The organism is Phormidium pseudopriestleyi FRX01 (assembly GCF_017313335.1).
In the GTDB taxonomy this organism is placed as follows: Bacteria; Cyanobacteriota; Cyanobacteriia; order Cyanobacteriales; family Laspinemataceae; genus Laspinema; species Laspinema pseudopriestleyi.
Genome location: NZ_JAFLQW010000040.1, coordinates 1 through 10,598, shown reverse-complemented (window position 1 = coordinate 10,598; position 10,598 = coordinate 1). Strand labels below are relative to the sequence as shown.

Sequence of the window (10,598 nt, the reverse complement as noted above, 5' to 3'; positions counted from 1 at the left end):
GTAAAATCGGGGTCGCAGTTGGTATCCAACAGGGACACGATGGGAATATCTAGTTTCTGACATTCCTGGACTGCGTTATATTCTCGGCGTTGATCCACGATCACTACGATGTCGGGGATCTTTCTCATGTTTTTGATGCCGCCTAGATATTTTTGCAGCTTGCTCAGTTCTCGCCGCAACATGGATGCTTCTTTTTTTGGACGCCGATCCATTGCGCCGGTGTCTTCCATCCGTTCTAGTTCTTTGAGGCGATCGGCGCGGGTTTTGATGGTCGTCCAATTGGTCAGCATTCCACCCAACCACCGTTGGTTGACGTAGTAAGCCCCACAGCGCGAGGCTTCTTGCGCAATAATTCCAGCCGCTTGGCGCTTGGTTCCGACAAATAAGACTTTTTCCCCACGCTCTGAGGCTGATCTCATATAGTCGTAGGCTTCTTCCATTAACTGTGCTGTCTGCACTAGGTCAATGATGTGAACGCCGTTGCGTTCGGTAAAGATATACGGCGACATTTTGGGGTTCCAGCGTCGGGTCTGATGCCCAAAGTGAACCCCTGACTCTAACAGTTGAGCCAGCGAAACTACTCCCATTTTTTTCTCCTGATTCGGGTTAATCTTCCATCCGAGCGGATTTCTAGGTCGCGATCGCGCCTTAGAAACACCCGAAACCCCGGATGTGCGAGATTAGACAACTTTACTAGAATAACACGATTGCATTACTTCTAACGCTTTTATTTTTATCCTTCACCCTGAATCTGTCTCTGGGACCTATTCCGCCTCGGTCTCCCTATTCCTGCCCCTTACTGCTCCGGGGTTTCACGGCTTAGAGGCCCCCACTCAGTCTGGAGCTCCCTCGGTTGCTCTCCTTCTATAGCGGTTCTAAATGATTTTGCGAATGGACGTCGGCGGCCCCCAACCCCCTTCGACCCCTTTGGGAGAGGGGACGGGGGTGAGGTGTCAAACTGCTGCAAGACTGGTTATATCTGTCACCGTAGAGTCTATTTGTTCTGTTATTTATCCTAGATTTTATCGGCTTTTCTATAGCAATCCTAAATAATTTATGACATCTTAAGCTCCCCTCTCCCCCTTTGGGAGAGGGGTTGGGGGTGAGGGCATTCCACCACTGATAAAGAAACTGCTATATCTATGATGAGGCAACACAATAATCCCGGTAATATGAAAGAGCCGATCGCCTCTTCATCCCTTACCTTTCCCCTCTCCATTCGCTGCCGCATAAACTGCTTTGACATTGTACCAATTCAAGAAAATTCGGGCCACTTCTAAGGCAAACTGTGATTTTCCTTGGTCTATCAACCATTGTAAAAATCCTGCCATTGTCCGTTCGTTCAATGTCCCTCCCAGAGACAGGATTCCCCATAAGACTCGATGCAATACAGTCATCTGAATCATCATCCGTACTTCCAAAGTCGGATGTTTTTTGTAAAAAACTACTCCCATTTTTCCTCGTTCAATTTCTCGGTTAATCGCCCGAGGCAAATCATCTAAAGTAAAGGGCGGATGCCAATGATATCCCGCAGCTTGGGGACATTTTATCAATTTTAAGTCTAATTTTTTCAGTCGCACTCCCAATTCTAAGTCTTCCCACCCATACAGGGAAAAGGAAGGGTCAAATCCTCCCACTTTTTCCAACCATTTTCGGGCGATCGCCACGTTACCTGTGGCAAAATAAGCTGCCGAAAAATCAGTGATTTTATAGGGTTCTGCCGTAGGATTCTCGAAGTTACAGGTATTAATTACATGACCATAAGTAAACAGGCGATCGCTTCCTATTTTTTCCTCTCCCTCCCTCAACCCATCCCGATGAGCTTGGATGAAATTCTCGGTTACTACTAAATCGCTATCGATGAAAATAATTATCTCCCCTTGGGCTGTTTCTATCCCTCGGTTTCTGGCTGTTGCCGGTCCTTGATGCACTTGTTCCATCCACCGCACATGGGGAAAGTCTTCCCGATTTTCGGCTAACCATTCTAAGGTTCCATCGGTGGAACCATCATCGATGACGATGACTTCATAGCCGCTAATTTGACTGTCTCTGCTGAGTTTTTGCCCTTCTAATGCTCGGAGGCATTTCTCTAAAATCGGTCGGCGATTATAGGTTGGAATAATGATGCTAAAAAACACAGTTTCCCCTCAAACAACAAGTCTCGACTCGGGCGATCGCGACTATGCGCCAATCTCCTCTATTTTAGAGGGTTATCTCTTCCCTGGAAAGGACCGTCACTATCTTGATAGGGTTGCACATATCATAGTTCAGCGGTTTTGTCAATAGGGCGATTTGGAGTGCTGGAAAAACTTGTGCAAGAAGGGTGATGGCAGGGAGTGGAATTTTTGCGTGTGGAGGCGATCGGATAACGAGGTTTCTAGGGTTTCGGCTGTTGCGAGATGTGTCTTCCTGAAATTAGACACAGTAAGCCCTTGGGTTCCTCCCTAATTATAGCCTACAACCCTTGTCACTGCGTGGATGAATTTTGGCAATTTTTAGGGGAATTTAGTTTTTTCTATTTGAATGTTTAATGATAAGCCAAGTTTTTACCTTGTTTTGTTTATATATTGGAGGATTTTGGGGCGGCAATTAGTTACGACTTTGAGATTTGCGATTGTATGTTAACAACAATATTAAGACTGAAAAATGGACGGGTTTTTGAAGTCAACCCAGTTATTTGGCCGATATATTACGACTTTGAGATTTGCGATTGTATGTTAACAACAATATCAAGACTGAAAAATGGACGGGTTTTTGAAGTCAACCCAGTTATTTGGTCGATATATTACGACTTTGAGATTTGCGATTGTATGTTAACAACAATATCAAGGGTAGGGGGATTAACTTTTTCTGGGGTGAGGAGGATGGGGATATTGCAGATTGACAATAATATCAAGGGTGAGGATGTGGGATTTCTGCTTTGACTGTCTAAGGGTTTGTTTTTGCGGGTGGGATTGAGGTTTGAGGAAACGACTGAAGTCGTTACTACGAACTAAGAGGGGAGAACGACTGAAGTCGTTACTACGAACATAGATAAGAGAACGACTGGGGTTGTTATGGGGAGGTTGTTGCTTCTATTGAATGCCATTGTGATGGAGGAGGCGGAGGAAACCAAAACCGGAGAGGGCGGCGATCGCCAGCCAGGTGACGGTTAAACCGATGACTTCGGCAAAAAATAGGCCGGTGATAGAACGGAGGATGCCGCCAACTGCCCATCCGGAGGGTAAGGCGAGTGCCCAACTGAGGGAGGAGATGGGTAACCACCAGGCGGCGTTGGGGAAGTAGCGATTCAGGACAAACCATTGTCCTAAGCCTTGGACAATGCCGACGATTGTTCCATCGATGAAGCCATAGAGGAGGCGGATGGTAATGAGTTCGGTACGGGGTGCAATCCAGCCTAATGCACCGAGACTGCTACTGCCAATCAGGACCCAAGCGGCGATGGTGGCAATAATCCACCAGGAAATTTGGGAGAGGCGTTGCCGAAGGACGAACCATTGGGCGATCGCAATGAAACTGCTGCCGAATGCCCCGGAAAGGGTTCCGATATGGGGTCTGACGCCTATTTCTACAAACAGCAAACTGAGCAAAAAACCTAGCCCTGTGGCTAACACCCATTGAACCCAAAAAATCCATCCAAACCGGATAGAAATCTGAGGAGTCAGAGGACGGTTAAGCTGTTGAAGGATAGGGAGATTGGACGACATGAATGGAGACCGGGAACGCCTAGGGAGTGGGTTGAGAAAAGAGGTCCCGGAATGCTTTGCGACGTTCTGGGGGTGACTCTGGGGTGAGATAGCTCCAGAGGGTTTCCCATATAGAAAAAGGATACCCCATTTAGGCGGCGATCGCGCACAACTTGGACCTGTTCCTGGATTTGTTGGATGGGGACTGACCGGACTAGGGTGCCGGTGAGGATGCCGATGCCGACGGGAATCTTCTGTTGCGCTGTCTGGATTGCCGGTTGGGCTAACTCGGTTTTAAAGACGTTTAAATCATTGCGATAGACCTGAACTAGCAGTTCATCCACCCAACCGCGTTCTACCCAGGTTCCCCAATCTTGGAGATATTTACGATAGGCAAAGTCTTGGGAGTTGGGAGAGAGGGAGACAATGCAATCGGGATTGACGGATTTAATGGCTTTATAAAGGGTTTCCATAAAGGTGGAGATTTTATCTGCACGCCAGCGCATCCAGTCGGCATCAAAGGGGTTATCTGGGGGAGGTGAACCTTGATGTTCTTGGTGATAAAGTTTGACGGTAAAACCGTCATAGCCAGATTCGACAGGCATTCCGAAATGGTCATCGAGTTGGATGCCATCGATATTGTAGTGGCTGACTAATTCTACAATTAAGTCAAGAATGAAGTCTTGGACATCAGGATGTAAGGGGTTTAGCCAAACATTTTCAGGGACGAGAAATTGTTGCCAGTTTTCTTTGGAAGCGGGAGGGTTGGGGATATCAGCGGGATTGAGTTCATCGGGAATTTCGGTTTGAGTTTTTTGACCTTGTTGGGTTTCACTTAACCATTGGGGGTGCAATTTAGCTAAGTTGGAGTTGCGGGGGGTCATGAATCCATATTCAAACCAAGGAATGACTCGGATTTCATGGCGATCGCCTAATTTAATGAGTTCATCCAGGACATCTGCACCTAAATGAAACAGGCGCAAGAAGGGTGCTTGAGACCTTCCGGTTTCTCGTTTAGCAACGGCACTTTCATAAAAGGTGTTGCCTCGATTCCAGACGACTGGGTAAATGGTATTAAAATTTTGTTCGGCAAGTTGGTACATTGCCAGATGCACTCCCCAGGGGGTAAAGAGTACGCCACTGGCAACATTGGTTAACCACACGCCTCTAATTTCTGTGGAGGCAGGAGTTTGGGGTTTAGTTGCTTCTAAGGACAAGGAAGGAAATAGAAACCAGGAAATTAGTACACCTAGTATTACTCCGTATGCCCATCGGATCCAAGTTTGTTCACGCATCAGGCTCAAGGATAACCGATTTTAAGATTAGCCACGGGTTAATCTTATCATCATAATATAACAATATTAAAAATTTTAAATTAGGTCGAGTGAAAGACGAGATTTGGGTTACTATTTCCGCAACCCAGAGGTTTAAATTTGAGAATTGTCTCTTTTATGGGTTTGCGATCGCACGGGGACGGGGGAAATAGCCGGTTCTGAAAATAAGGCTTGAAAACTATTGCGCCGCTGTTCTGGAGATTCCGATGCCACCTTTCCCCACAAACTTTCCCAATAGAAAAAGGCAAATCCAGCAAATTGGCGATCGCGCGCAACTTTAACCCGATCTTCTATCTCTGCAAAAGAAATCGGGCGTTTCATAGTTCCCGTTAAAATCCCCACTCCCACCCGAGTTAAATTCCGGGCATACCAAACCGTGGAAATATCTAACTCTGTTTCAAATCGACTCAATTCTGCATGATAAACCTGTAAAAATAACTCATCAATCCATCCCGATTCCACCCAGGTTAACCAATCTTGCAAATAGTGACGATAGGCAAAACTTTGAGAATTGGCTGCCAAGGAAATCGAACAATCGGGATTGACAAATTGCACCGCTTGGTAGATGCGTTCCATGAAATCATTAATCTTGTCAGCCCGCCAGCGTACCCATTGAGCATTATAGGGATTAGTTGGGGGAGAATCTCCCCAATGTTCGGCTTGATAGAGGGCGATAGTGTAAGGGTCATATCCCAACTCAACCGGCAAGCCAAAATTATCATCAAATTGAATAGAATTAATGGGATAATTAGCCACAACTTCCACAATTAACCGGAGGAGAAAATTTTGAACCTCCGGATGCAGGGGATTTAACCAAACCTGCTGAATCGTTAAGGGATTTTCGATAAAAATTGGCGCTAATTCTTCCTCTCGGAGATTCTCGCTGTTATCCTGATGTCGGGTTACCCAGTCTGGATGGCGCTTGACTAATTCTGAGTTTGCCGGTGCCATGAACCCATATTCAAACCAGGGAACCACTCGCAAACCCAAAGACTGCCCATCGGCGATAATTTCCCCGAGGACATCGGTACTGCCCCGCATCAGGGAGAGTAACCAATCCTGCGATCGCCCAGTGACCTGTTTTGAGGCGACACTCGGATAAAAAGTTTGTCCTCGATTCCAAACCACGGGATAAACTGTATTAAAATTAAGGTCAGAGAGTTCCTGCAAGGCGTGATGAACCGCCCCAGGCACAAACAAGACATCACTCCCCACATTCGTCAACCAGACCCCACGAATTTCTTCGGGCGCTGGAGTTTCAGATGTAGCAATAGTGGGGATAAAACCCATCGACCAGGCGATCGCAATCAGTAAACCCAAGGCGACATTTAAGCATCTGCGAACTTTGCGGTTCATTTCGTAGCCACACTTAACCGTTGATTTGGACCTACCCTGTCAAACTTTATGAAAACTCCCATCTAACAGTGATCTCTAGTCGTTAATTTTTGTTAAGATTAACCCAACACAGTCAACACCGGACGGATAGTGCGGCCCCCAGATGCCCCGATCGCGTCTGTTTTTCCGGATCCGTCGCTGAACTTGCCTTTGTTCCATCTGCCTTGGAGATATTTGATGCTACGACTCGAACATATTAGTAAAATTTACCCGACTGGCGAAGTTCTCAAAGATATTAACTGGGAAGTCAAACCGGGCGATCGCATTGGTTTAGTCGGCGTCAACGGGGCCGGAAAATCTACCCAACTCAAAATCGTTGCCGGGGAAATCGAACCCACTGCCGGAGAAATTATCCGTCCGACAAATCTACACATCGCCTACCTCACCCAAGAATTCGAGGTAGACCCCACTTGCACCGTCCGGGAAGAATTTTGGACAGTATTTAAAGAAGCAAACCAAGTTCAGCATGACTTGTTGGACGTCCAACACGCCATGCAAACCGCTTCCGAGACAGAACTGGACAAACTCATTCACAAACTCGACAAACTGCACCGCAAATTTGAAGCCTTAGATGGTTATACTCTAGAAGCGCAAATCGAGAAAATCCTGCCCGAAATGGGATTCCTCCCCGAAGATGGCGATCGCCTCGTCAGCGCCTTTAGCGGCGGCTGGCAGATGCGGATGAGCTTAGGCAAAATCTTGTTACAAAGTCCTGACTTATTGCTGCTGGATGAACCGACAAACCACCTAGACCTAGAAACCATCGAGTGGTTGGAAACCTACCTCAAGGGATTAATCACCCCAATGGTGATTGTCTCCCATGACCGGGAATTTCTCGATCGCCTCTGCACCCAAATCGTCGAAACCGAACGGGGCGTCTCCAGCACCTACCTCGGCAACTATTCCTCGTATTTAGAGCAAAAAGCCTTCAACCGCGACGCCCAACTGAGTGCCTACGAACGCCAACAGAAAGAACTAGAAAAACAGCAAGTCTTCGTTGAGCGCTTCCGTGCCAGTGCCACCCGCAGTACCCAAGCCAAAAGCCGGGAAAAACAACTCGACAAAATCGAACGCATCGAAGCCCCCGAAGGCACTTTAAAAACCCTGCGCTTCCAATTTCCCCCAGCCCCCCGCAGTGGACGAGAAGTCGTAGACATCAAAAACTTAGTCCATACTTACGACGACAAAATCCTATTTTTAGGCAGTGATTTGTTTGTCGAACGGGGCGATCGTATCGCCTTCTTAGGACCCAACGGTTGCGGCAAATCCACCATACTGCGAATGATTATGGGAATGGAAAAAGCCAACGAAGGCAGCATCCAACTCGGACAACATAACGTCATTCCCGGCTATTTTGAACAAAATCAAGCCGAAGCCTTAGAACTCACCAAAAGCGTCATGGACACCATTCATGACGAAGTACCCGAGTGGAAAAACGAAGAAGTTCGCACCTTACTAGGACGATTTCTCTTCAGTGGAGACACCGTATTCAAACCCGTAGAAGCCCTCAGTGGAGGAGAAAAAGCCCGTCTCGCCTTAGCTAAAATGCTCTTGCGTCCCGCAAACCTCCTGCTTTTAGACGAACCCACAAACCATCTAGACATTCCTGCCAAGGAGATGCTAGAAGAAGCCCTGCAAAACTACGATGGCACCGTCATCATCGTCTCCCACGACCGTTATTTCATCTCCAAAGTCGCCAACAAAATAGTCGAAATCCGCGACGGCGAATTCCGACCCTACCTCGGCGACTATCACTACTACCTCGATAAAATAGCCGAAGAAAAAGAACAAAAACACCAATCCAAAATAGCCGCAGAAAAAGCCTCCAAAAAAGCCGCAAAACAATCCAAAGCTGCCGCCAAAAAGTAGTGTGTTCCCACCCGCACCCTAAAGGGTGGGGCTACACAAACAAAGCAGGCACTTCGACGGTGCTCAGCACAGGCCTGCGCGGGCTAAAATCCCCCATCCTCCGCGAAATCTTCCTCAGTGAAAATCCGTGAAATCAGTGGTTAAAATCCGTAATTAAAAGCCCGAATTTCCGGATGTACTGGCCCAATTTTCTCCACCCCAACCAAAAACTCACCTTGTTTTAACTGCACCTCTAAAGCACAAAACACTTGGAGGATTTCAGCAAAAGTAGCCGTTTGATAATCCTGCTTTTCAAACTCTTGAATTTGCCCGGGCGTCATTCCCACCCTATCCGCCAATTCTTGAGGTGAAAGATGAGCGGCAATCCGTGCTTTAATCAAAATCCGAGGTAAATGCAGAATATCATCACAATTTAACATCAAAGGCTGCGTCGGCTGATGATTTTGGAGACTTTCATACTCCTTCACCTGTTCCGAAAAATCTTCTAATAAACTTTGCACCCCATCTACATTTAATTGCCAGCGCATCGCATCAGTTTTCTTCAATTCATTATCCGGTGCATTCAAGACTGCCAAAGCACCTTTAAACCCTGCTATCCGTTCGAGAGTATTATGGTACTCAAAATCATTCAAAATCATGGTTCCCACCTCTGTAAATCTATCGCAATAATTCCTTTACGCTGTTGCTGTTTATCGGTTTGAAATAAGTCTAAAGCAGTTTTACCCGCCTCATCTACTATCCAGTCTGATTGAAAAAACTCTCCCCCATATTGAGTTTTTTGCCCCCTCCGTTTGTCGTTCATATCGAGTAACGTGGGGGCAATCATTCTCAAAAGTCGAAAATCAACAGTTGCAGAATCCCAACAGGCATCAAAATCTCCTGGGTTTAGCTTGTCTGTGACAAAGCTACCATTCACATAAATCGTGCGGCAACCCGAGGCTTTTAATGCCTCCATTGCCTGCTTCAGTCCCTCTATCATTCGCGATCGGCGCAGGGTTGCGCCAAATCGCTGCTTAAATTCGTCCCAGGTTGCCCAATGCACTCCAGGCGGCAGATTGCCATTTTCATCAAATGAGGGAATTGTCATCTAATTCTAACATCAATCATTCAGCCATGAGCATACCATCAAGGAGGCGATCGCCCACCCCCTGTGACAATCCCTAATCCGTGAAAATCCGTGAAATCAGTGGTTAAAATCCCCACCCCTCATTTATAATAATGCCCTTGAGTTGCCACCACATTCGCCGACCATAACGTACAATTTTGAGGTGAACTCCCCACTGGAACTAAAGTCCCTTCAATCGTAGTTGGTGAAACCATCACCCCCTCAAATTTCATCATGCCATCTTTACAACAAGACCCCGTATAATACATTATCCAACTGACTCGATTTCCCTCAACCTTCCCCAAGATTTCCGCATCTGAACAAGCATTTTGATTCACATTAAGAATTCGCCCCGATAATTCTATCCCGCTTTGTTCCAGGGAAGTGAGCATCCAGTAATTGGGTTCGGTACTCACATTTAAGTCCGTATGTGCAGTCACTTCAATGGCAAGAGTCCATTGTCCACTCACAGGACCTAAATTGTTTTGACTGATTTGTACCGACTGCTGTTTCGGCAAGGGTTTAATCCCTAAATCTCGGGCATTCGCACTCATGATACCGGCAACAAACAGGAATCCCAAACTTGAAAAAACGCCAATGGATTTCCATAAATTTAATCTCACAATCATCCTCCGAGAACACCAAAGTTGATAGGTTCACCGTAAAGGGGTTCTCGGGGAGGATGATTTTTTTTGACCTGATGTGAACTTTTGTTAAAAACCCTTGATTTTTAGCCCGATTTACGATATGCTCCCCCATATTGGGTACTCGGTACTCGCTCTCCCTTGTGCCAAGCAAATCCGCGCACTGAGCGACTGGCACGGATACCTATCTTGCAATATTCGGCAAGGGCGCGATGAAAGGCGGTGAATTGCTGCCGAATTCCTGGATTTTTGAGCGCGACAAATTGGCAGACAAACAGGGTAAACCCTAACCAGGAAAAGGTCACTTTGTTATAAACAAGCTGATTTTTGAGTTGCATCTCTTGCGATCCTTTCAGTTCCTGATAGCTGCCATCTTCGTTCAAGTTCTCAAATTGCTCTTTTAACAGTCTGGTTGCTGTTCTCCATTTCTTCACCGGAACGTCATAATAGGGTTCTAATGACCACTCAATGGGTGCATTAACTTCTTCTTCGAGGGTTTGGGAAAATAATGAGTAGGCGGTGGCAAAGGGATAGGGGGTTTTAAACCCTGGGGACAACAATTTAT

9 protein-coding genes and 1 pseudogene are annotated in these 10,598 nt (G+C 46.6%); 1 reads left to right on the top strand and 9 read right to left on the bottom strand.

Annotated features, from left to right (window positions below; all coding sequences use genetic code 11):
* The 5 genes from rpsB to J0895_RS01500 all read right to left on the bottom strand — a co-directional run.
* The coding region (gene rpsB / locus J0895_RS01520; protein ID WP_207086382.1) for a 30S ribosomal protein S2 at positions 1-587 on the bottom strand (587 nt) is incomplete at its 3' end.
* 606 nt (positions 588-1,193) lie between these two features.
* Positions 1,194-2,138 carry a glycosyltransferase gene (locus J0895_RS01515; RefSeq protein ID WP_207086381.1) on the bottom strand — a complete coding sequence of 315 codons (945 nt, stop codon included), beginning with the start codon at positions 2,136-2,138 and terminating at the stop codon, positions 1,194-1,196.
* A 936-nt stretch (positions 2,139-3,074) separates the two neighbouring features.
* Positions 3,075-3,707: a hypothetical protein gene (locus tag J0895_RS01510; protein ID WP_207086380.1), complete on the bottom strand. Its 633-nt coding sequence runs from the start codon at positions 3,705-3,707 to the stop codon at positions 3,075-3,077.
* Positions 3,662-4,981, bottom strand: coding sequence for a glycoside hydrolase family 10-like protein (locus J0895_RS01505; RefSeq protein ID WP_242540975.1), 1,320 nt, complete (start codon positions 4,979-4,981; stop codon positions 3,662-3,664). Before J0895_RS01505 ends, J0895_RS01510 begins: the two co-directional genes overlap by 46 nt.
* A 132-nt stretch (positions 4,982-5,113) precedes the next feature.
* Positions 5,114-6,376, bottom strand: a complete 1,263-nt coding sequence (locus J0895_RS01500; RefSeq protein ID WP_207086379.1) for a glycoside hydrolase family 10-like protein — start codon at positions 6,374-6,376, stop codon at positions 5,114-5,116.
* A gap of 216 nt (positions 6,377-6,592) precedes the next feature.
* On the opposite strand from J0895_RS01500, the gene J0895_RS01495 reads away from it, so the two are divergent.
* Positions 6,593-8,284, top strand: a complete 1,692-nt coding sequence (locus tag J0895_RS01495; RefSeq protein WP_207086378.1) for an ABC-F family ATP-binding cassette domain-containing protein — start codon at positions 6,593-6,595, stop codon at positions 8,282-8,284.
* Positions 8,285-8,424: 140 nt separating this feature from the next.
* Here J0895_RS01495 and J0895_RS01490 read toward each other — a convergent pair whose 3' ends face one another.
* The 4 genes and pseudogenes from J0895_RS01490 to J0895_RS01475 form a co-directional block, all read right to left on the bottom strand.
* On the bottom strand, positions 8,425-8,922 hold the full coding sequence (locus tag J0895_RS01490) for a helix-turn-helix domain-containing protein (protein ID WP_207086377.1): 498 nt from the start codon (positions 8,920-8,922) through the stop codon (positions 8,425-8,427).
* Entirely contained in the window at positions 8,919-9,371 is a 453-nt protein-coding gene (locus tag J0895_RS01485) for a DUF6932 family protein (RefSeq protein ID WP_207086376.1), read from the bottom strand. Before J0895_RS01485 ends, J0895_RS01490 begins: the two co-directional genes overlap by 4 nt.
* Before the next feature lie 119 nt (positions 9,372-9,490).
* Positions 9,491-10,012: a hypothetical protein gene (locus tag J0895_RS01480; RefSeq protein WP_207086375.1), complete on the bottom strand. Its 522-nt coding sequence runs from the start codon at positions 10,010-10,012 to the stop codon at positions 9,491-9,493.
* Between the two features lie 107 nt (positions 10,013-10,119).
* Positions 10,120-10,598 (bottom strand): annotated as a pseudogene (locus J0895_RS01475) (hypothetical protein); the annotation flags it as partial.